The following is a 21,605-nucleotide window of genomic DNA, read 5'->3' on the forward strand; positions in this document are numbered from 1 at the left end:
CTTTCCTCTCCCATGCGAGAGAAGAACCTATCCGGTATTAGCTACCGTTTCCGGTAGTTATCCCAGTCTTATGGGCAGGTTACCTACGTGTTACTCACCCGTCCGCCGCTAAGTCTCAGAGAAGCAAGCTCCTCATTGACTCCGCTCGACTTGCATGTATTAGGCACGCCGCCAGCGTTCGTCCTGAGCCAGGATCAAACTCTCCAATAAAGATGTTGTCCAGCAACATCGACCCGTTAAGATTCGGTCCAACTCGTAAGAGCGGATGAATCTTAACGAATATTGAAAAGAGCGATAAGCTCATTTAGAAAAACTGACGAGAACATTATGTTCTCTTTATTTCGCTCCATCATTCATACGGTCTTGCGACGCGTACCGAATGATCTCGCTAAGCATTTTCAAAGAAAATGCCACTCACTCGTTGTTCAGTTTTCAAAGATCAAATTTCTTTTTTTGTTTCATCGCTTTGTTTCATCGCTTTGTTTCAGCGACCTTTATAATATATCATGTTTGGCGCCTTGTCGTCAAGAGTTTTTTTCAATTAATTTTTCGTGTGTTGTGTACACTTATTAATTTAGTTAGCTCTTAAAAGGGCCGAGATATAATGTACCACATTACTTCATTTAAAGTCAACACTAAAATAAAGAGATTTTTAATCCGTAAAGCAAAGCTACTCCTGGCAGTCCAAGCACCGTAACCGTACCTATCGTCGCAGGGTTTATGGGTATGTTCACCTCTCCAATTAGTCCGGAGTAGTTAACAACATATATACCCAGAGCTGCGAGCACTAAATGAACACCAAAAGAACTGATCCACTTAAAACCTATCTTTCTTCTAAATAGAATGACAAGAATAAGAATCAAGGATACGGAAAGCACTCCCCACAGAATAACACTCTTCACTATACCCCTCCTGCTTCTTTTGTCAGACTTATTGCGCTGATCTCTTTAATAGCATAATGGCTCTTCCCGTCCAAGCCAGCCTGTTTCGCTCTTTTTAATTGCATCTGGTATTTTCTCTCTGCAGCCTCAAGTGTAAAAATCGCGTAATCGATCTGATCCTGCCCTACAGCTTCTTCAAACATACGGTGTGCCTGCTTCCATTCTTCATGCGCAGTCTGGATGTCATCCAAAATTTCCGTACCCATTCGTTTCTCTTGTAATGCTGCATTGCTATCCTTTGCACCCCATGCTTTGATCCAACCCATCACCATTCTGCATCCCCTCCCGAGAAATTAGGCCTTAACCTTTTTTGAATCCAGAAAGAACAATTTGAAACAGCTGCTCATATTAAACAAGCATTTCAATGGCTTGCGGGGAAATCACAAGCGCAGGTGTCAACAAATCTTCAGCTCCTTCTGGATCTCCATCGGTCCGCAATTCTCTTAATGCGTTATTTCATACATATCGCGAGAGGGACAAACTTAGAACACATAAAAAAAGAAGCCCCAGAGACTCAGAGCTTCTTACATCTGTACAGTTCGCTTAATAAAATGATCTAGTTCAATTGCCGGCGGCCTTCCAGCGCCTTAGATAATGTTACTTCATCTGCATATTCGAGATCCCCGCCTACAGGCAGACCATGAGCAATCCGGCTCACAACAATCTCAAATGGTTTAACCAGTCTCGAGATATACATTGCCGTTGCTTCTCCTTCGATATTCGGGTTCGTCGCCAGGATAAGCTCCTTCACCCGCTCATCACTCAAGCGAGTAAGCAATTCCTTCAACCGGATATCATCCGGTCCAATCCCTTCCATAGGAGAAATCGCTCCTTGCAGAACATGATAATAACCGTTGAATTCTTTGGTTCGTTCCATAGCTACGAGGTCTTTAGGATCCTGTACAACGCAGATCACGGATGTATCCCTCGTCTTATCCTGACAAATGCGGCACGGATCCGTATCCGTAATATTACAGCACACCGAACAATAGTGAAGATTCCGTTTCACACTTACCAGCGCTTTGGCAAAATCAATCACATCATCTTCTTTCATGTTCAGTACATGGAAGGCAAGGCGAGCGGCCGTTTTGGGACCGATGCCGGGCAAACGTGTGAAAGCATCTATAAGCTTCGCAATCGGTTCCGGATAATACAAGTTAAGAATTCTCCTTCTGTTGGCTCAAATTAGAACAAGCCAGGGATTTTCATACCGTTCGTAAATTTGCCCATGTCCTGGTTAGCCAGTTCATCAGCTTTGCTCATCGCATCGTTCACTGCAGTCATAACAAGATCTTGCAGCATTTCAACATCTTCAGGATCTACCGCTTCAGGCTTGATTGTAATTGAGATCAGTTTCTTGTGACCATTCACTTCAGCCGTTACAACCCCGCCGCCAGAAGAACCTTCTACAGTCTTCGTGCCAAGCTCCTCTTGAGCCTTGAGCATTTGCTCCTGCATTTTTTTGACCTGCTTCATCATTTGATTCATATTGTTCATCTGTGTCATCTCCTTAAATTAATATCAAGTAATACACTCTTATTCCTTAATGATAACCAAATTCTCACCAAAAAGCTCGATTGCCTCATCAATCCAAGGCTCCTTCTGGTTCCCATCCTGCTCAGGCTCCAGCTTGAACTCCTCTTCCTTCTTCGTCTCCTGCGTACCTTCAATCGCAGTTAACCAATCCCGCTGAAGCATCGTCACCAGCCTTACCGGTCTGCCCAGCTGCTGCTCAAGCACACCTTCGATCACTTCTCTGTTCGCCGGCTTCTCCGTCGTTTCACGGTGAATATTGTTCTTAAAGGCGACGAGCACGGCATCCTCTAATGCAGATACAGGCTCTCCATCAACAAACCAGGCATGCACCGTTACTTTCTCTTCCTTGACTCGTTGCAGGATCTGTCCCCATTTGCTCGCAATATCGGTAAACTCCTTGCTGCCCTTCTGAGCGACGTACTGCTCCATGTTAGGAGGGAGCTTGGCAGGTCCCGATATTCTTGGCGCAGCTGTACGCTGATTCGATCGAGCAGAACCACTACCTGAGCCCTGTCCTGCACTCGCAGCTCCAACGCCGCCATTCTTCATCGCCTTCTCCAGCTTCTTCTCAAGCTCAGCAATTTGCCGCTTCATCGCAGCTATTTCTGAAGAATCCACGCTGGACTCCTGTCCCGCGGAAACCGATGCAGCAGCGCCACCCTGGGGGAGACTGCACAATTTGAGCAATGCGACTTCGAACAGCGTTTGGGGCTGAGCCGCGTATTTCATTTCACTTTGATATCGATTGAGCGTATCAATCACATAAAACAGCTGTTCTTTGGAAAAGGCATCTGCAATCGGCTTAAATGAGGCAGGATCAAGAACCCGATCCGTCATCCGATCTGCATTGGGCACCATCTTGATCAGGAGCAAATCCCGGAAATAGTACAGAAGGTTCTCCATACTCTTGTCCGCACTCTTGCCTTCCTGCATAAATTCTTCAACCGTCTGCAGAACATCACCGACTTCTCCTTTGAGGAGGAAACCAGCCAGCTTACCAAACTTCTCTGAGGGAAGCCCCCCTGTCATATCCAATGTCTGCTGATAGGAGACGTGTCCTCCTGTAAAGGAAGAGACTTGATCTAGAATGCTCAGCGCATCCCTCATACCCCCATCAGACAAACGCGCAATATATTGAAGAGCTTCATCTTCTGCTGTAATACCTTCTTCTTTACAAATCGCTGCAAGCCGCCCTGTCTGATCTTCCAGGGATACCCTGCGAAAATCAAACCGCTGACAGCGAGAAATAATCGTAGCAGGAAGCCGATGCGGCTCTGTAGTTGCAAGTATAAACATCACGTGCGGCGGCGGTTCTTCCAGTGTCTTCAGCAAGGCGTTAAACGCTTCTGTCGTCAGCATGTGTACTTCATCAATGATGTACACCTTATGACGGACCTCGGTAGGGGCATACTTTACTTTCTCGCGTAAATCACGAATCTCTTCTACCCCGCGATTGGATGCAGCATCGATCTCCTGCACATCCATAACCGATCCGGACGTAATACGCCGGCATGCTTCACACTCATTACAAGGCTCTACCCGAGGACCCCGTTCACAGTTGACAGCCTTCGCAAGTATTTTGGCTGCGCTTGTCTTCCCTGTTCCACGCGGACCACTGAACAGATACGCATGCGAGATCCGCCCTTCACGTATGGCATTCTGCAAAGTCTGAATGATATGTTGTTGCCCAACCATGTCTTGAAACGACTGAGGCCGCCAAGCACGGTACAACGCAATATGTTCCACTGTGCTTTACCCTCTTTCCACAATGTCTCATGACCTTTGTTTGTGGCTTCATTATACTATATTCCCTCTTGAATCAAAACTTTAAAAGTACATGAGGAGTATTTTCGTCAGTGCTGAATCAATTTCATAACTCATTAAAAAAGTTGAATTTGAAACTATATAGACAAACTAAAATCATTTTAATCTGTATGACTTTTGATTAAAGCAGCTAAAAGTATTACGAAATGGAATCGGTTTAAACGCAAAAAAAATCTTTGCATTTCTAATGCAAAGATACCTATATACTATCTTATATTATCTATTTGAACAATAGACATTTATATTCAAAGTAAGAACCGTGCACCTGTTATTGATAATTGCGATCCAAGCGGCACCCCAGCATAACAACTCGGGTTAGGCCACCCTCCGGCACAAGAGTGGTCTTGCTTATGGCTGCTTCCTTCCGGACCTGACCAGATTCACAAGTACTCATTGCGGAGGACCCAACCGTCAACATTGCATGCAGGGACCAGCCTCACATCGGCAAAACCTCTAACAGGAATTCAACCTCGCTATAGCGGATTGCGAGTTACAGGGCACCGCTACCTCCCCATCTAGCACGGTGAAAATAAGTATATCGCATGCAGTATCAAAATGCAACCGGACTGCAATACTTTCCAGCTGCACCTTTATAAGAAGACTCTTCTACTCGTTCTTGTATCGAAGAGCAGCCTGCACAAAAATAAAACCCTCTGCCGTTCAGGCAGAAGGTTAAAAACAAATGAAGCTGACGAAGGCCGTCAGCTTCATATAAATTACATTCCGTATTTTTTCTTAAATCTATCAACACGGCCACCAGCATCCAAGAATTTCTGTTTACCAGTGAAGAACGGGTGACATGCAGAGCATACCTCTACACGCAGAGATTCTTTAATAGAACCCGTTTCGAACGTGTTACCACATGCGCAAGTCGCAGTAGTTACGTGATATTTTGGTTGAATCGCTTCATTCATGACTTTCACCTCTTCTTGCCCTGAGCCGGCTAAAGGACCCAGAGTTATTAAGAACACAAAGTTGATTATAGCACGCTCTTCTACTCCACGCAATGCCTATGCAAATAAATGGTAGTTAAAGACTCGCTATGAGCTTCGATTAGGTTGTCGTTGCAGATGCCGCTGAAGCTCTGTTGGTGCGTCTTGCCGGCGCAGTGCTTGTGCCTGAACCAGAAGAGCTGCCGGGTTGTGCTTGACCACTATTGCCCGCCGTATCCAGTGATGCCAGGAACTCCGCGTTCGTCTTGGTATTGCGCAGCTTCTTAAGGAAGCCTTCCACAAAGTCATAACTTTCATTCATATTCTTGCGTACAGCCCAAATCGCATCGAGTTCATCCTTCGTAAGCAGCACTTCCTCACGGCGTGTACCGGAACGGCGAATATCGATAGCTGGGAAGATCCGGCGTTCAGCAAGCTTGCGATCAAGATGCAATTCCATGTTACCTGTACCCTTGAACTCCTCGTATATAATGTCGTCCATACGTGAGCCTGTGTCAATTAGTGCCGTAGCTAGAATAGTTAAACTGCCTCCCTCTTCCACATTCCGGGCAGAGCCAAAGAAACGCTTCGGACGATGGAATGCAGCCGGGTCAATACCACCGCTGAGTGTCCGTCCAGATGGCGGAATAACCAGGTTATAGGCACGCGCAAGACGCGTAATGCTGTCCAGCAAAATAACAACATCCTTCTTCGCCTCGACCAGACGAAGCGCACGCTCGAGAACAAGCTCAGCCACTTTAATATGATTTTCCGGAAGCTCATCAAATGTTGAGGCAACAACTTCCCCTTTAACAGAACGCTGCATATCCGTCACTTCCTCAGGACGTTCGTCAATCAGCAGTACAAACAATTCAATCTCCGGATTGTTGGTTGAAATGCTATTTGCTATCTCTTTCAGAAGGAGTGTCTTGCCCGCCTTGGGAGGTGCAACAATGAGTCCGCGCTGTCCCAATCCTACGGGAGCAAGCACATCCATAATACGGGTTGATAAATGCGTTGGGGATGTTTCAAGCACTAGCTTTTTCTGTGGGTATAGAGGAGTTAAGGCTGGAAAATGGAGTCTTTCGGCCGCAAGCTCAGGACTTTGACCATTGACGGCATTAACCTGAAGCAATCCGAAATATCTTTCATTCTCTTTAGGGGTACGGCACTTGCCGGATACGAGATCCCCAGTCCTTAAATCAAACTTACGAATTTGTGAGGAAGATATATAAATATCTTCTTTGCTCGGCAAATAGTTAATGGGGCGGAGAAAACCATAACCCTCTGGGAGGATTTCAAGTACACCTTCCATGAACATAAGGCCGCTTTGTTCTGCCTGCGCTCGAAGAATGGCGAAGATCAGTTCCTTCTTCTTCAGCTGGCCGTAATAAGGGATCTGGTACTTCTTCGCTAACTTGTATAAGTCAGTCAGCTTCATTTCTTCCAGATCGGAAATTTGTAGATCCATGCAATAACCACCTATTCAATTAATAAGTCCGTAAAATGGGAAGACTGACGGTCCAGTCGTATGTGTGCAAACTAAGTAATGATCATCTTCAATAACACTGCTTAGCATCCATTGTACGGAATTTACCTATCTGAATGCAAATAAGCAGCTTATTGGCGGTATAATTGCCATTGTTATGCAAGAAATCAGTATTAGAATAGGTTTACCCATTTTTCGAAGAGATATTCATATAAAATATAGATCGGATAACAAGGACTATTCTTGAATATGTTTATCTCTTCGAATTTAAATCCGGTTATATCTCTATAGTGTCTGACGCCAAACATCGGCACCCAGCTCGCGTAGATTGGATACTAAGTTGTCATACCCACGATCAATAAACTCTACACCGCCAACCTCGGTGACACCTTCCTCAACCGTTAATCCAGCAATGACAAGAGCAGCACCTGCCCGCAGGTCAGCCGCTTTCACTTTGGCTGCATTCAGTACATGACCTTCGATAATAGCAGATCTTCCTTCTACTCGAATCCTAGCACCCATTCGGATAAGCTCAGGTACATGCTTAAAGCGGTTGCTATACACAAAATCGCTCAATACACTCACTCCCTGTGCCTGGGTGAGCAGACTGGTCATTGGAGACTGCAGGTCGGTTGCAAAACCAGGATATACCAACGCTTTAACATCCACATGATCATAGCTTGGTTTGCCGATCACTCGAATGCTCTCATCAAGCTCCTCAATGCCAACACCCATTTCAATCAGCTTAGCCGTCAACGCCTCTAAATGCTTAGGGATGACATTATCAATGAGTACATTGCCACGAGTTGCAGCAGCCGCAATCATATATGTACCCGCTTGAATGCGATCAGGAATAATGGAATGTCTGCAGCCATGAAGCTCAGATTTGCCTTCAATACGAATCGTTTCAGTTCCCGCACCTTTAATCGATGCTCCCATGGAATTCAAAAGTGTTGCTACATCTATAATCTCAGGCTCTTTAGCCGCATTTTCAATAATTGTAGAGCCCTTGGCTCTTGTGGCCGCCAGCATAATGTTAATGGTTGCTCCCACACTGACAACATCCAGATAAATTTTTGCACCCTTGAGCTCTTTGGCATGAAGATGAATCGCGCCATGCTCATTCGTTACCGTTGCTCCCAGAGCTTCAAATCCTTTGATATGCTGATCAATGGGCCGAGGTTCAAAGTTGCAGCCCCCTGGTAATCCAATGGTTGCTTCTTTGAATCGCCCTAGCAAGGCACCCATCATATAATAAGACGCGCGAAGCTTCTTCACCGGCCCGTTAGGCATAGGCAGTGAAATAATATGAGAAGGGTCGATCTTCATCGAATTGCCATCCCAAGATACCGCAGCCCCGAGTTCCTCCAGAATTTCGGAATAAACAGCAACATCGCTGAGTAAAGGTAGATTATCAAGAATAACTTCCGACTCGGCAAGGATTGCCGCCGGAATGAGCGCTATGGCACTGTTCTTAGCTCCGCTAATGGTAACTGTGCCTTGGAGTGGCCTTCCACCACTGATCATTAATTTTTCCATAAGGTAAAGGGTCCTCCTAGAAATCACTTCTAGCCGAATTGAATAATTCTTATGGCAATGCAACACTGCGGATTATCATATAAATACATTAAACTTTAAAATACTTATTATGAAATGGAAAAACACCGACTATGCGGTGTGATTCCCATTTCATCTATTAAATTGAATCGTATGTCAAAGAACTTACGCTTGGTTGTTGGAACCAAACTCACGGATTTTGCCGATAACGGTTGCTTTGATTGCATCACGACCTGGAACGATATATTTACGTGGATCGTAAACATCTGGTTTAGCTGCAAGCACTTCACGAACTGTCTTCGTGAACGAGATTTGGTTCTCTGTGTTCACGTTAATCTTGGAAGTACCCAGGGAGATTGCTTTCTTGATGTCATGAGTCGGGATACCTGTACCGCCATGAAGGACAAGTGGAAGTGTAGTTGCGTTACGAATCTCTTCCATTTCAGCAAATCCAAGGTTAGGCTCGCCTTTGTAAGGACCATGTACGGAACCAAGAGCTGGAGCAAGTGTATCGATACCTGTTTCGTTAACGATACGAACACAGTCGTCAAGTTTAGCGTACATTACTTCACCGACAACATCATCCTCTTGCCCGCCTACGATACCAACTTCAGCTTCAACCGAAACACCTTTGGAATGTGCATACTCAACCACTTTTTTAGTGATTTCGATATTCTCGTCGATTGCATGGTGGGAACCGTCGATCATAACGGAAGTGAAGCCTGCATCAATTGCTTCTTTACATTTATCAAAGCTGGAACCATGATCAAGATGGATGGCTACAGGCACGGTAATTTTCATATCGTGGATGAGGCCTTCAACCATTTTTACTACAGTATAGAAGCCGCCCATGTGACGAGCTGCGCCTTCGGATACTCCAAGAATTACTGGAGATTTCTCTTCTTCTGCTGCAGCAAGAATAGCTTGAGTCCACTCAAGGTTGTTGATGTTGAATTGACCAACTGCATATTGACCTTTAAGCGCTTTGTTTAACATGTCTGTCATTGATACTAATGGCATGGTTTAAATCCTCCTAGTGTCTTTGTTTGTCTATGGTTATTAGCCGACATCACATACAGCCATTATTATACCACATCCGATGTTAAATACTAAACAAAGGTTTGAAAAATAAATAAGCTGTACAGACGCCCTGCCATTTTGACTTCTAGCAGAAGACAGGGCGCTGGCAAAGCGATGCGATTTACATGAAAACCACAAAAAATCCTGCCCGTTAAGACAGGACCCTATACATCCTATAATTCGTTCTTTACCCCGCCAAGCTGCATATTAACCGCTATGCGCATCTCATCAATGTCAAACGGTTTGGTGAAATGCATTAGTGCTCCAAGCTCGGTAGCTTCTTTAATCATGTCAAGCTCGCCATATGCGGTCATCATAATGACCTTGATTTCAGGGTTCATCTCTTTGATATGCTTCAGTATTTCCAGACCATCCATTCCTGGAATTTTCATATCCAGTAGAACCAGATCTGGGGAATGCTTTTGAACAATTTCCAGTGCAATTTTGCCATTAGCGGCCTGGTATGTTGTATACCCTTCGCTGCTAAACACTTCCATGAGCAAAATACGAATTCCATTCTGATCATCAACTATCAATACTTTTTTGTTATTCAAAGTCTTACCTCCCGCATCAATCTACGCAAGCCGTACATGATTATACCTAATCCAGCGATTTTTAGGTTGTTAAATATAAGATTCTACCTCGCTCAGTTAAATCCTGCTTGCTTGAACCATATTGCATATAAATGGAGCGGCATCCAAGCAGCATTATAAAAAAAAGATCCCGTATACGGGATCTTTAGGGTTATATAAATTCTATATTACATATTCTCGGAATGAGTAAGGGAAGCCTTCACAAATTCACGGAACAATGGTTGCGGACGGTTCGGACGGGAAATGAATTCCGGATGGAATTGAACAGACAGGAACCAAGGATGTCCTGGAAGTTCAACAATTTCCACCAAGCGTCCGTCTGGAGATGTACCAGAGATAAGCAGGCCCGCCTTCTCAATCACTTCACGGTACTCATTGTTAAATTCATACCGATGACGATGTCTCTCATAGACCAGCTCATCCTGATAGCACGCAGCTGCAAGGGAACCTTCCTGCAATTTGCAAGGATACAACCCAAGACGCATCGTACCGCCGAGATCCTCGATATCTTTTTGCTCTGGAAGCAGATCAATGACCGGATATTCTGTAGAAGGGTTAATCTCCGAGCTGTTAGCACCTGTCAGACCAACGACCGAACGAGCATACTCAATGACGGATACTTGCATACCAAGGCAAATACCGAAGAACGGAATGTTCTTCTCACGGGCATAGCGAATAGCTGAAACCTTACCTTCAATACCACGATCACCAAATCCACCCGGTACTAAGATTCCACCAATTCCATGAAGCAGCTCATCTACATTCTCATCTGTGATCTCCTCAGCATTTACCCAGCGAAGCTTTACGTCAGCGTTGGCAGCAAAACCTGCATGTGATAGGGATTCAACCACACTGAGGTAAGCATCATGTAGCGCCACATATTTACCGACAATCGCAATTTCCACGGATCTCTCAAGCTTGCTGATCCGGTCAACAAGCCCTTCCCATTCGGTCATATCCGGTGCAGGAGTTGTCAGCTTCAAATGATTCACTACAATCTCATCCAAGCCTTCATCACGAAGGTTCAATGGAACCTCATACAGCGTGCTAGCATCACGGCATTCTACCACAGCATGCGGATCAATATCACAGAACAGAGCCAGCTTAGCCTTCATATCAGCAGAGAGCTCTTGCTCTGTGCGGCACACGATCACATTCGGCTGGATACCAATTCCGCGCAATTCCTTAACACTGTGCTGCGTCGGCTTCGTTTTCACTTCACCTGCTGCTTTAATGTAAGGAATCAAAGTAACGTGAATGTACATCACATTATCCCGACCCACATCGCTCTTAATCTGACGAATAGCTTCAAGATATGGCAAGCTTTCAATATCGCCTACCGTACCACCGATCTCCGTAATAACGACATCAGACCCCGTTTCACGACCCGCACGGAATACACGTTCTTTGATTTCGTTCGTAATATGAGGAATAACCTGAACCGTACCGCCCAAATATTCTCCGCGGCGCTCTTTGCTGATTACCGTAGAATACACTTTACCTGTAGTCACATTGCTGTTTTTGGAAAGATTTATATCAATAAAACGCTCATAATGCCCAAGATCAAGGTCTGTTTCCGCTCCGTCATCTGTTACAAACACTTCACCATGCTGGTAAGGACTCATCGTTCCTGGATCCACATTAATGTATGGATCGAATTTCTGAATCGTCACCTTAAGCCCTCTGTTCTTAAGCAGTCTTCCCAGAGATGCAGCCGTAATCCCTTTTCCCAGGGAAGACACAACCCCGCCCGTCACGAAAATATACTTTGTTGTCACTTTATAATACCCTCCTACATAAAAGTCCGTAAAATTCAGGCGACATTATGATGTTATCCTAACCCATTTTTCAGGTTATCATCGTCAATAAAGGGAATAAGCAAAATTTGCTTGTCAAAAAAAACATCCCGCCTCACAAATCAAGGCGGTACATGTTATTTCTATCTATAGTTCCCTATAAAAAAGAAAAAAGCACACCCGAAAAAACGGGGCACTTTTTTATATAAAACACGTGTAATATTCATCGCTCAATCATAAGCCCAAGCAATAGTTTACCTGCTTGCATGATCTTTTGTCAAGGATGTTCATCGACTTTATACAACCAGTTTTGGACTAGACTTCCTCGTCCTCATCTTCGTCGTCTGACAGCTCATCGTCTTCGTCTTCTACGTCTTCTTCATCCTCATCGAGCTCTTCATCACCGATAATCTCTTCATCGACATCATCTTCGTCCTCGTCCGAGTCATCATCGAAGAGATCATCATCTTCGTCCTCATCACCAGCATGATCGAAATCTTCATCCTCGTGTTCTTCATCAATGTACTCTTCATCCTCATCATCGTCATCGTTAATGATTCTTGGACGCTTCATGCCAGTAACAGTATCTTCTGCTTTATCGATCGGATACCAGCGCTTGAGTCCCCACAGATTGGTTCCTACATAAGCAAACCGGCCGTCGATATTAATTTCAGTATATAGCTGTGCAATGACATCATTGGTCTCTTCGTCGCTGAGGCTGCGCAGCTTCGCTACTTCATTCATCAGGTCACGATAGTAATAAGGCGTGTTGGCAGCTTTAAGCACCATAAAAGCCAGATCGACCATCGGCATTTCACGGATCTTTTCTGGATCCAATTTCAGATTGAGTGAGGTACTCACTAACGGACACTTCCTCTCACACATTAATTCGCATAACGGTTATAGAATGACTATAACGCTTTAACTATAACTAACATATCCATTAACAAACCTAAGTAAAACCTATTTAGCCTCAAAATGCAAGTTTTATGTGCACTTAATATCGAGATTTAAGTTAAGCAGCAAAATACAATCTCTATCTATATAACTCATGATGGTGTCACTTTTCGATATGTATCCCATCTCCGGCAATAACTATTCAGATACGCCCCCGCTTTTTTGAATGAACAAAGACGGGGGTCCCTCCCCCGCCTTCTGACTGTATCCGCCCTGAAGGAATGTTCCTTCGCCGGGTCCCCGCAAGAGCCATGGGGCTCTCTATGTATATTATGAGTTTTCACCCAATTTGACACGATCTAACGGGCCTATTTGTAATAAAAAAGGGCTGGTTTCCCATGCGGCTTCTCAGGCACCTTCATACAATACCTCAAGCATGGCATCCAGAGGGGGACTGCCCAAAATGGATTACTCTGTATTCTTATCCTTGCTGAATGATGAGATGAATCAAGCTTCCCAGACATCCAGCGGACACCAAATCATTCGTTTTGCAAAACCGCAGCAGTATCATGAGTGTTTGCTTGCACTTGCCAAGCTCAAGCCTACACTGAAAAATCTCCGGCATGTCAGAGCATCCCGCCTGATCAGGGCACTAATCGTTCCTCTAACTCCATCTGCCAGGCTTCTCAGTCTGAGCGGGCCATCATTAACCATTGAGAACGACAGTAAAATAAAGGTTCACTCCACGATCAAGAACACCAAAACGATCCCTTCAGGAGGTCAAGGCATCCCATGGGGGGTGAAAAAAATTCGCGCCCATAAGGCTTGGTCCAATTCTACCGGTCATCGAATCAAAATTGCTGTGATCGATACAGGCGCTGATTATCAGCACCCCGACCTCCGTCATTCCCTCGCCAGAGGCATTAATCTTCTTAACCGAAACATGCTTCCCTTCGACGATAACGGACATGGCACCCATATCGCAGGCACCATAGCTGCGGCAAACAGTACGGAAGGCATTATTGGTGTTGCCCCTAGATCCATCATATATCCTGTAAAAGCATTCGATCATCAAGGATCGGCCTATGTCTCAGATATCATCCTTGGCATTGATTGGTGTGTCCGAAACCGGGTAGATATCATCAACATGAGCTTCGGCATGCGCACCAAGAGCAAAGCTCTTCTTGATTTAGTAAACAAAGCAAGCAGGGAAGGCATCGTCATTGTCGCTTCCTCAGGTAACGACGGAAAGCGTCGCAGCATTGATTATCCGGCCAGGTACTCCCAGACCATCTCCGTTGGTGCGACAGATGAGAACAGACGAATTGCCGAGTTCAGCAATCGGGGTCCCTATGTAGATGTATATGCTCCAGGCAAAAATATATACTCCTGTTGGACTCACGGGAAATATCACGTGATGAACGGTACCTCCATGGCTACTTCGCACGTCAGCGGTGCGATTGCACTACTGCTGTCAGAACGCCCCGGTCTATCCCCTGAGGAGATCAAAGCGCTGATCAAGAAAAGCGCAACCCCTCTTCGCTCCGGCAAGTCAACCCGTGCCAGCGATCAAGGCGGAGAGCTTCACGCACTTCGATTGCTGCAGGAAGGAACCAAGTCTTAGTTATTTGTTGTCAAAAAGCAATAGAAGCCTCTCCGGATCAACAAGGAGGCTTCTATTTATGAGTAAGCTGCTTCATTCCGGCAGCTGATAACAAAGTTACATTTTTTCTGGTGCGCTCACACCTACAAGTCGAAGGCTGGTAGCAATGACAATGCGAACAGCGCCAAGAAGAGCCAGTCTCGCTTGAGTCTGCTCCGCATCATCGGTAATGACGCGCTCTGCTTTATAGTAGCTGTGGAACAATGCCGACAGCTCATACACATAACGGATAATACGGTGCGGAGCATATCCATTCGCGGCTGCTGCAACCTCTTCAGGGAACTCGCCCAGCTTGCGCAAAATGTCATATTCATGTTCCGCTGTCAGCTTGGACAGGTTCACATCTCGTACAGGATAGATGACAATCCCCTGCTCTTCGGCCTGACGGTATACACTGCATACCCGGGCATGAGCATACTGTACGTAGAACACCGGGTTCTCGTTACTCGTAGAGATGGCAAGATCCATATCAAAATCAAGATGGGAATCCATGCTGCGCATGGTGAAGAAGTACCGAATAGCGTCCACGCCAACTTCGTCCATCAGGTCTTCCATCGTAATGGCTTTACCCGTACGTTTGGACATCTTCACCTTCTCGCCGTTTTGGAACAAGCTAACCATTTGGGCAATGAGAACAACCAGCTTGTCCGGATCGTTACCGAGCGCCTCCATGGCTGCCTTCATTCTTGGAATGTAACCGTGGTGGTCTGCACCCCAAATATTGATCATCGTATCGTAGCCGCGAGCATACTTATCGCGATGATAAGCAATATCCGGCGTCAGATAGGTATATGTGCCGTCATTTTTAATGAGAACACGGTCTTTATCGTCGCCATATTTCGAAGTGTTCAGCCAAGTTGCCCCGTCCTTCTCGAAGATCTCTTCCCTTTCCCGCAGCTCGTCAAGCGCGTTCAGTACCGCACCGTTATCATAAAGTGATGTTTCGCTGAACCAGTTGTCAAATTCAACGCGGAAGCGTCCAAGGTCTCGCTTGATCTTATTGAGCTCTTTCTCAAGACCATAATCTCTAAAGAACGCTGCACGGTCACCAGGATTCAGGTCAAGCAGGGAGTTTCCTTTTTCGGCAACCAATTCTTTGGCAAAGCCGCGAATATCCTCGCCATGATAACCATCCTCCGGCATCTCCACTTCTTGTCCCAGCTCCTGAAGATAACGAGCCTCAATGGATTTGCTCAGATTAAACACTTGATTGCCGGCATCATTAATATAGTACTCACGCGTGACTTCATATCCTGCAAAATCAAGCACATTGCATAGTGCATCCCCAACAGCAGCTCCCCGGGCATGTCCAAGATGAAGGCTTCCGGTCGGGTTCGCGCTGACGAACTCCATCTGGATTTTGCGCCCTTCGCCCATGTTCACACGTCCGTAGTCATCACCCTGCTCGTGAATGAGTTCAATTACAGGATACAGATAGCTCTTGCTGAGTCGGAAATTAATAAAGCCCGGACCTGCAATCTCAGCAGACTCAATGCCGGCCTTCGATAAATCGAGGTGGTTGATGATTTGTTCAGCAATCATGCGCGGATTTTTTTTGGCAATACGAGTCAGCTGCATCGCAGCATTCGTTGCAAGATCCCCGTGACTCTTATCCTTCGGCACTTCCAGCACGATAGCCGGTATCTCGTCCTCAGCCACAATACCTGCTGATATTACAGCTTCTTTAATTGCTGCAGTAACTTGCTCATTTATAAGCTCTAGTGGATTGCGTGTCATGAATTAAAGTTCCTCCTGTATTTCCATACTGATATCAAAATGTCCTGATTTCTCTTCAAACATATATAGATCATAGCGAAAAGCAAGCTTGGCCGACATTCCTGCCGTGCTGATCTCAAGCTTCTTCGTATCTGTAGACAAAGCAAACGAAGTATAGGGTGATTTATAGAAGCCGGGCAGCCTTTGACCCAGCTCAAAATTCTGCTCCGATTCTACTCCGCCATGGCGAATCAGCTTCAAGCTGTGTTCCGTTACCTTAATGGTATTTCGAGTCTTGCTCCCCCCGGGAACCTGCTCTTCTTCTTCATATCGTACATAGAGGGCGCTGCCTTTCCTGATCGCCTCTCCGGTAAATGTCTGTATAACCTTCTCGCCGTCAGCCATACTGTAAATATGAACCTTGACGGGATTCCATCCTGACATGATTCTATCGTCCCCTATCTACCTTAAAAAAGCGTTCCTTTCGCTTCTTTCCTTAGTTCATTCTATAGATTTTGGTCTTATTGTTCAAATCAAAATCCTGCCTGTCTATCTAAATGATGCCGTAAAACTATAACTCGCATACAAAAGCACCCCAACAGCCCTAATCGTATCTTCTTCGATCAGGGGATGAAAGGGTGCTTCACAAACCTCAATTTGTGTAATATTGTACAGACTACTTGACGAAGCCAAGCAGCATTTCACGGATCAGTTTGGATGCAACGATTGGCGTCTGCTGCGTTGGGTCATAGATCGGCGCCACTTCCACGACATCAAATCCCACGACATTGACACTCGATCTCGCAATCGCATGAACCGCTTCAAGCAGTTCCTTGGACGTAATTCCGCCGGCCTCTGCCGTTCCTGTACCTGGAGCTGCCGAAGGGTCAAGCACGTCGATATCAATCGTCACGTAAACCGGACGACTTCCCATAGACGGCAATGCTTCCTTCATTGGAGCTGCCACTTCAAATGGATAGAAGTTGATATTCTCACGTGCATAGGCAAACTCTTCTCTTGAACCGGAGCGGATGCCGAATTGATAAATGTTCTTGCCTCCCATCAATTCCGCTGCTTTGCGAATTGGAGTAGAGTGGGACAGCGGCTCGCCTTCATAATGCTCACGAAGATCCGCATGGGCATCGATATGAATAATCGCAAGATCAGGATATTTCTTATACATTGCTTCAAGTACAGGCCAAGTAACCAGATGCTCTCCACCAAGACCAACCGGGATTTTGCCGTCTGTCAGGAGACCTTCGACATACTCCCGGATGATATCCAAGCTGCGGCTTGCATTACCGAAAGGCAGCAGCAAATCTCCTGCATCAAAATATTTCAGATCTACGATGCTTCTGTCAAGGTAAGGGCTGTACTCTTCAAGTCCTACGGAAGCCTGGCGAATGTGCGCCGGACCGAAACGTGAACCTGGGCGGAAGCTGACAGTGTAGTCCATCGGCATGCCGTAGATAACGGCTTTGGAATTTTCATAATCTTCGGAACTGCAAATAAACACATTTCCAGAGTACGCTTGATCGATTTTCATGTTAAGCTAATTCTCCTTATTTAATCAGATCTTCCACGAATTTTGGCAGCACAAACGCTGCCTTGTGAAGACGCGGAGTATAATATTTAGTATCGATTTCTGGGATCGCAGACTCGTCGACTTCGAGCGGATCATACTTCTTGCTTCCCATTGTAAAAGTCCACAGACCGCTTGGGTAGGTTGGAATATTCGCTCCATATACACGAACGATCGGGAACACTTCCTTCACGTCTTTGTTCACGCTCTGTATCAGATCAGCCTTAAACCAAGGGTTGTCCGTCTGAGCAACAAAGATGCCGTCTTCCTTTAATGCCTCGTAAATTCCTTGGTAGAAGCCGCGTGTGAACAGATTGGCTGCAGGGCCTACCGGCTCCGTGGAATCTACCATAATGACATCATAAGCATCTTTGTGATCGTGAATGTGCATAAAGCCGTCACCTATGAGCACTTCGACACGGGCATCTTCCAGCTTGCCAGCAATGCTTGGCAAATAGGTTTTGGAATACTCAATTACTTTGCCGTCGATATCAACCAGAACCGCCTTTTTCACTTGAGGATGCTTGAGCACTTCACGGATGACTCCACCGTCACCACCGCCAACCACAAGAACATATTTAGGGTTAGGATGCGTATATAGAACCGGATGCGCAACCATCTCATGGTATACGAATTCGTCTTTTTCTGTCGTCATTACCATACCGTCAAGGAGCAGCATGTTGCCAAACTCCTCGGTTTTGACCATAGCCAGATCTTGAAATTCCGTCTTCTCATTCACATAAGTTTCGTGAATCTTCATTGTAATGCCGAAATTTTTGGTTTGTTTCTCCGTAAACCACAATTCCATCGTTATTACCTTCTCTCGATTAGAATAAGTGTTCAGCCGGCAGCCTTCACCTGGATTTCTATCCAACAGCATATACAAGCGAATAGGAGCTACGGATTTCCCGTCTATGTTGTACAAAACCCATGCACTTTTGCATTATACGTTAAATCTGAAATCGCTGTAAAGATACTGCTATATTGCGTTATTTTCAGGGGAGTTCACTCATGCTTTGTCTGATTTCTGTTCGGCTCCGGCTCAAGTGAATCCACAGAAATTTCCTCGTTCTCGAGGAGCTGTCGTTTCTTCCCTTTAAGGGCCTTTGCCAGTTCATCAAGCGTGCTTCCCTTCCATAACGGAACATCGGTACGATAGGCAGCGCGACCATTCAAATGCCCTGCAACAGGAGCTGTCAAAAAGACAAACAGAATGCCCAGCAGCAGCCTTGCACTCACATAGCCGTCATAGACTATAAAGAACAAAAATCCGCCGGATAAGATACACAAAATACCAAGTGTATTACTTTTTGTTGCTGCGTGCGCACGAAGGTATACATCCGGGAGCCGGATGAGTCCGTAGGTGCTCAGCACACTCAAAACTGCTCCAAACAAGACCAAGAGACCAACGATTACGCTAAAGATCATCGTCATTTTCGAGTACAAGCCCCCTTTCAATAAACCTGGCAAAGGCTACAGTACTGATGAACGCCAGGATACCAATTAAGAGGATGATATCCACATAGGCCTGGGTATGAAACAGCATAGACAGCACCGCAACACTTCCGATCAAGTGAATACCAATCGTATCGAGTGCCGTGATGCGGTCGGCCATGGAAGGCCCCTTCAGAACACGATACAGACACCCGAGAATGGCGACACCCAGCAGCAACAGTGAAATGCTAAGAACAATGGTCAGCATTATCTCGTCACCTCCATGATCGCTTTCTCAAACGTATTCTTAATGTCCTCTGCAATCTTCCCTTCGTCCGGGATATGGAACGCATGAATGTAAATGGTTCTCTTGTTTCTGGAAATCTCAAGCGGCATCGTGCCTGGCGTCAGTGAAATGAACAGAAACAGCAGCATAATCTCGAATTCGGAGCGAAGGTCTGTTTCATATTTGAAGGTGCCTGGCGAAATGTCCAGTTTCGGCTTCACGATATGAGAAATGACTTCAAACGAGGAACGAAACAGCTCTACAATAAGCAGCTTGATCAGCTTTAAGGCGGCCCATAGTTTTTTTAAATAGAAGGGCTCAGGAAAGAATCGCCGAAATGCAAAAATGATCAATAAACCAAGCGTGTACCCTACAAAGAAGCTTGCACCGCTCCAAGAATGATTCAGCATCATCCAGAGCAAAGTGATGAGTAGATTGAGAATAATCTGCCTGGACATCCAATCACCACCCCTTCAGTACCTTATTGACATACAGGCTAGGATCAATCAATACATGAGCCGCCGTCGAAAAGGATGGATACAGTGCCTCTGCAAACAGCCCCATCCCGATCACAATAATAAACAGCCCCCCTGCCGGAATGAGCATCCGGTTGATGGAGTAATGAGGCTCATCCGAATGGATGGTCTGCCCCTTTCCCCAGAAAGCATAGATGAAGATTCGCAGAAGCGAGTACAGCATCAGGAAGCTCGCGATAACCGCAATCGTGGTCAACCCGTACAGCCCGGCAGCAATGCCCCCTTCAAAAAGCATCAGCTTGCCTGGGAATCCGCTTAACGGAGGCACACCAGCCAGGGCAAGCGCGGCCACAAAGAACATCCAGCCAAGCAGCGGGTAGCTGCGGATGAGCCCGCCCATATTGTTAAGACTTGACGTTCCGGCAGCAGCAATTAAGGCTCCACCCAGCAAGAACAACAGGGTTTTGATGATCATGTCGTGCAATAAATAGAACATAAGCCCTTCGAGCGCGAGCTTGTTATCTGCTGCCATCCCAAAGGCCACAAAACCTACCCCTGCAACGACGTTGTACACCAGAATCTTATTTACATTCTTATAGGCAATCGCTCCGATAACCCCCAGTATCATTGTGGCACCTGCCATCCAGCCAATGATCTGACGAGTAAACTCGGGATCGTGATAGAACACAAGCGTAAACATCCGCACAATGGCGTATAAACCTACCTTTGTCAGAAGGCCTGCAAACAGTGCAGTTACGATAGCCGGCGGAGCAGCATAGGATCCGGATAGCCAAAAGAACAAGAATAATCCGGCTTTTATGCTGAAAATAAGCAGGAATAGGACGGCGATAACTCCCAAAATACCATCTTGCCCTACCTCAGCCACCCTCACCGATAAATGAGCCAAGTTTATGGTTCCTACAACGGAATACAGATAACCAATGCCAACAACAAAGAAGGAGGAGGATACCATATTGATAAGCACATATTTTAATGACTCCATCAGCTGCCTTTCCGTATTCCCCAGCACCAGCAGCGCATAGGAAGAAATCAGCATGAGCTCAAAGCAGACGAATAGATTGAATAGATCTCCGGTTAAGAAGGAACCGTTGACGCCAGCCATCAGAAATTGAAAGAACACGTAAAAGTGGTATTTCTCTCTCTCCTGAGTGACACTTTTGAATGCATAGAATATACAAGCCACCGCAATAATGGAGGCTACGAGTACAAGAAGAGAGGCGAGGGTGTCAGCTACAAACACAATGCCATAAGGCGCTGCCCATCCCCCCATGTTGAGCAGCTGGAGACCTGAAACGGATACTTGCGTGAACAACAGGATCGCGATGCCAAGAGCGATGACGGTACTAATCCCGCTGATCCAGCGCTGTATTCTTACCGACTTCATAAACAGAATGAGAAGAATCCCTGTTAGAACAGGGATGAAGATCGGCAGAACCACAAGATTATTCATATTTCGGCCCCCTTACTTCCTCCATATCGTCGGTCTTCAGTTTGAGATACGAACGATAGGCAAGAACAAAGAAGAAGGACAGCAGTCCAAAGTTAATAACAATGGAAGTCAGGATCAGTGCCTGTGGAAGAGGGTCCACATAATTCTCGGCATGCTCTCCCAGCAGCGGAGGTGCTCCTGTCTTCAGACGAGCCATTGTCATGAGCAATAGATGAACCCCATGTGATAGGATGGATATTCCCAGCACAAGCCTCAGCAAGCTTCGAGACAGTATCAGGTACACGCCTACTGCAAATAGAATACCTACCGTAACGCTCATTATAATTTCCATA

22 protein-coding genes, 1 rRNA gene and 1 other RNA gene are annotated in these 21,605 nt (G+C 45.8%); 1 reads left to right on the top strand and 23 read right to left on the bottom strand.

The window, feature by feature from the left end; all coding sequences use genetic code 11:
- The 14 genes from BM415_RS23615 to rpoE form a co-directional block, all read right to left on the bottom strand.
- Positions 1-210, bottom strand: a 16S ribosomal RNA gene (locus tag BM415_RS23615); the annotation flags it as partial.
- Positions 211-635: 425 nt separating this feature from the next.
- The gene (locus BM415_RS23620; RefSeq protein WP_091161786.1) at positions 636-902 is read right to left on the bottom strand and encodes a pro-sigmaK processing inhibitor BofA family protein; all 267 of its coding nucleotides are present in this window, start codon (positions 900-902) and stop codon (positions 636-638) included.
- Entirely contained in the window at positions 902-1,147 is a 246-nt protein-coding gene (locus tag BM415_RS23625) for a DUF2508 family protein (RefSeq protein WP_348272337.1), read from the bottom strand. Before BM415_RS23625 ends, BM415_RS23620 begins: the two co-directional genes overlap by 1 nt.
- A 350-nt stretch (positions 1,148-1,497) precedes the next feature.
- Positions 1,498-2,097 (bottom strand): recombination mediator RecR, encoded by a 600-nt coding sequence (gene recR, locus BM415_RS23630; protein WP_091161788.1) that lies wholly within the window; start codon positions 2,095-2,097, stop codon positions 1,498-1,500.
- Between the two features lie 29 nt (positions 2,098-2,126).
- On the bottom strand, positions 2,127-2,438 hold the full coding sequence (locus tag BM415_RS23635) for a YbaB/EbfC family nucleoid-associated protein (RefSeq protein WP_047914323.1): 312 nt from the start codon (positions 2,436-2,438) through the stop codon (positions 2,127-2,129).
- Between the two features lie 39 nt (positions 2,439-2,477).
- Positions 2,478-4,223: a DNA polymerase III subunit gamma/tau gene (dnaX, locus tag BM415_RS23640; RefSeq protein ID WP_091161789.1), complete on the bottom strand. Its 1,746-nt coding sequence runs from the start codon at positions 4,221-4,223 to the stop codon at positions 2,478-2,480.
- Between the two features lie 335 nt (positions 4,224-4,558).
- An RNA gene (gene ffs / locus BM415_RS23645) (signal recognition particle sRNA large type) lies at positions 4,559-4,825 on the bottom strand.
- A 192-nt stretch (positions 4,826-5,017) separates the two neighbouring features.
- Entirely contained in the window at positions 5,018-5,215 is a 198-nt protein-coding gene (gene rpmE / locus BM415_RS23650) for a 50S ribosomal protein L31 (protein WP_047914325.1), read from the bottom strand.
- Positions 5,216-5,354: 139 nt separating this feature from the next.
- Complete coding sequence (gene rho, locus BM415_RS23655; protein ID WP_091161791.1) at positions 5,355-6,704, bottom strand: transcription termination factor Rho; 1,350 nt, start codon at positions 6,702-6,704, stop codon at positions 5,355-5,357.
- Positions 6,705-7,007: 303 nt separating this feature from the next.
- The gene (locus tag BM415_RS23660) at positions 7,008-8,261 is read right to left on the bottom strand and encodes a UDP-N-acetylglucosamine 1-carboxyvinyltransferase (RefSeq protein WP_091161793.1); all 1,254 of its coding nucleotides are present in this window, start codon (positions 8,259-8,261) and stop codon (positions 7,008-7,010) included.
- Positions 8,262-8,444: 183 nt separating this feature from the next.
- On the bottom strand, positions 8,445-9,299 hold the full coding sequence (fba, locus tag BM415_RS23665; protein WP_091161794.1) for a class II fructose-1,6-bisphosphate aldolase: 855 nt from the start codon (positions 9,297-9,299) through the stop codon (positions 8,445-8,447).
- A 233-nt stretch (positions 9,300-9,532) separates the two neighbouring features.
- The gene (locus BM415_RS23670) at positions 9,533-9,913 is read right to left on the bottom strand and encodes a response regulator (protein ID WP_091161796.1); all 381 of its coding nucleotides are present in this window, start codon (positions 9,911-9,913) and stop codon (positions 9,533-9,535) included.
- A 206-nt stretch (positions 9,914-10,119) separates the two neighbouring features.
- Positions 10,120-11,730, bottom strand: a complete 1,611-nt coding sequence (locus BM415_RS23675; protein ID WP_091161798.1) for a CTP synthase — start codon at positions 11,728-11,730, stop codon at positions 10,120-10,122.
- 333 nt (positions 11,731-12,063) lie between these two features.
- Positions 12,064-12,609, bottom strand: coding sequence for a DNA-directed RNA polymerase subunit delta (gene rpoE, locus BM415_RS23680; RefSeq protein WP_091161799.1), 546 nt, complete (start codon positions 12,607-12,609; stop codon positions 12,064-12,066).
- Between the two features lie 499 nt (positions 12,610-13,108).
- Between rpoE and BM415_RS23685 the strand changes: the two genes are divergently transcribed.
- On the top strand, positions 13,109-14,269 hold the full coding sequence (locus tag BM415_RS23685) for a S8 family peptidase (protein WP_091161801.1): 1,161 nt from the start codon (positions 13,109-13,111) through the stop codon (positions 14,267-14,269).
- Between the two features lie 96 nt (positions 14,270-14,365).
- Here the strand turns inward: BM415_RS23685 and argS are convergent, their stop codons facing one another.
- From argS to BM415_RS23730, 9 genes are all read right to left on the bottom strand, one after another.
- Positions 14,366-16,045, bottom strand: coding sequence for an arginine--tRNA ligase (gene argS, locus BM415_RS23690; protein ID WP_091161802.1), 1,680 nt, complete (start codon positions 16,043-16,045; stop codon positions 14,366-14,368).
- A gap of 3 nt (positions 16,046-16,048) precedes the next feature.
- Complete coding sequence (locus tag BM415_RS23695; protein ID WP_091161803.1) at positions 16,049-16,468, bottom strand: YwiB family protein; 420 nt, start codon at positions 16,466-16,468, stop codon at positions 16,049-16,051.
- A gap of 232 nt (positions 16,469-16,700) precedes the next feature.
- Positions 16,701-17,570, bottom strand: coding sequence for an agmatinase (speB, locus tag BM415_RS23700; protein ID WP_091161805.1), 870 nt, complete (start codon positions 17,568-17,570; stop codon positions 16,701-16,703).
- Positions 17,571-17,586: 16 nt separating this feature from the next.
- The gene (gene speE, locus BM415_RS23705) at positions 17,587-18,414 is read right to left on the bottom strand and encodes a polyamine aminopropyltransferase (RefSeq protein WP_091161806.1); all 828 of its coding nucleotides are present in this window, start codon (positions 18,412-18,414) and stop codon (positions 17,587-17,589) included.
- Between the two features lie 197 nt (positions 18,415-18,611).
- Positions 18,612-19,040, bottom strand: a complete 429-nt coding sequence (gene mnhG / locus BM415_RS23710) for a monovalent cation/H(+) antiporter subunit G (protein WP_244533712.1) — start codon at positions 19,038-19,040, stop codon at positions 18,612-18,614.
- The gene (locus BM415_RS23715) at positions 19,024-19,308 is read right to left on the bottom strand and encodes a Na(+)/H(+) antiporter subunit F1 (protein WP_091161808.1); all 285 of its coding nucleotides are present in this window, start codon (positions 19,306-19,308) and stop codon (positions 19,024-19,026) included. The genes mnhG and BM415_RS23715 overlap by 17 nt, the downstream gene beginning before the upstream one ends.
- Positions 19,308-19,784 carry a Na+/H+ antiporter subunit E gene (locus BM415_RS23720; RefSeq protein WP_091161809.1) on the bottom strand — a complete coding sequence of 159 codons (477 nt, stop codon included), beginning with the start codon at positions 19,782-19,784 and terminating at the stop codon, positions 19,308-19,310. Before BM415_RS23720 ends, BM415_RS23715 begins: the two co-directional genes overlap by 1 nt.
- Before the next feature lie 4 nt (positions 19,785-19,788).
- On the bottom strand, positions 19,789-21,273 hold the full coding sequence (locus tag BM415_RS23725) for a Na+/H+ antiporter subunit D (protein ID WP_091161811.1): 1,485 nt from the start codon (positions 21,271-21,273) through the stop codon (positions 19,789-19,791).
- Entirely contained in the window at positions 21,266-21,604 is a 339-nt protein-coding gene (locus BM415_RS23730) for a Na(+)/H(+) antiporter subunit C (protein ID WP_091161812.1), read from the bottom strand. Before BM415_RS23730 ends, BM415_RS23725 begins: the two co-directional genes overlap by 8 nt.
- Position 21,605: the final 1 nt, after the last annotated feature.

It is taken from the genome of Paenibacillus sp. 453mf (genome assembly GCF_900116105.1).
GTDB classification, from domain to species: domain Bacteria; phylum Bacillota; class Bacilli; order Paenibacillales; family Paenibacillaceae; genus Paenibacillus; species Paenibacillus provencensis.

Coding starts and splice junctions, on each gene's coding strand:
- BM415_RS23625 (WP_348272337.1), bottom strand. CDS start 1,147: ATGGGTACGGAAATTTTGGATGACATCCAGACTGCGCATGAAGAATGG.
- BM415_RS23635 (WP_047914323.1), bottom strand. CDS start 2,438: ATGAACAATATGAATCAAATGATGAAGCAGGTCAAAAAAATGCAGGAG.
- rpmE (WP_047914325.1), bottom strand. CDS start 5,215: ATGAATGAAGCGATTCAACCAAAATATCACGTAACTACTGCGACTTGC.
- rho (WP_091161791.1), bottom strand. CDS start 6,704: ATGGATCTACAAATTTCCGATCTGGAAGAAATGAAGCTGACTGACTTA.
- BM415_RS23660 (WP_091161793.1), bottom strand. CDS start 8,261: ATGGAAAAATTAATGATCAGTGGTGGAAGGCCACTCCAAGGCACAGTT.
- fba (WP_091161794.1), bottom strand. CDS start 9,299: ATGCCATTAGTATCAATGACAGACATGTTAAACAAAGCGCTTAAAGGT.
- BM415_RS23685 (WP_091161801.1), top strand. CDS start 13,109: ATGGATTACTCTGTATTCTTATCCTTGCTGAATGATGAGATGAATCAA.
- argS (WP_091161802.1), bottom strand. CDS start 16,045: ATGACACGCAATCCACTAGAGCTTATAAATGAGCAAGTTACTGCAGCA.
- BM415_RS23695 (WP_091161803.1), bottom strand. CDS start 16,468: ATGTCAGGATGGAATCCCGTCAAGGTTCATATTTACAGTATGGCTGAC.
- speB (WP_091161805.1), bottom strand. CDS start 17,570: ATGAAAATCGATCAAGCGTACTCTGGAAATGTGTTTATTTGCAGTTCC.
- speE (WP_091161806.1), bottom strand. CDS start 18,414: ATGGAATTGTGGTTTACGGAGAAACAAACCAAAAATTTCGGCATTACA.
- mnhG (WP_244533712.1), bottom strand. CDS start 19,040: ATGACGATGATCTTTAGCGTAATCGTTGGTCTCTTGGTCTTGTTTGGA.
- BM415_RS23715 (WP_091161808.1), bottom strand. CDS start 19,308: ATGCTGACCATTGTTCTTAGCATTTCACTGTTGCTGCTGGGTGTCGCC.
- BM415_RS23720 (WP_091161809.1), bottom strand. CDS start 19,784: ATGTCCAGGCAGATTATTCTCAATCTACTCATCACTTTGCTCTGGATG.
- BM415_RS23725 (WP_091161811.1), bottom strand. CDS start 21,273: ATGAATAATCTTGTGGTTCTGCCGATCTTCATCCCTGTTCTAACAGGG.
- BM415_RS23730 (WP_091161812.1), bottom strand. CDS start 21,604: ATGGAAATTATAATGAGCGTTACGGTAGGTATTCTATTTGCAGTAGGC.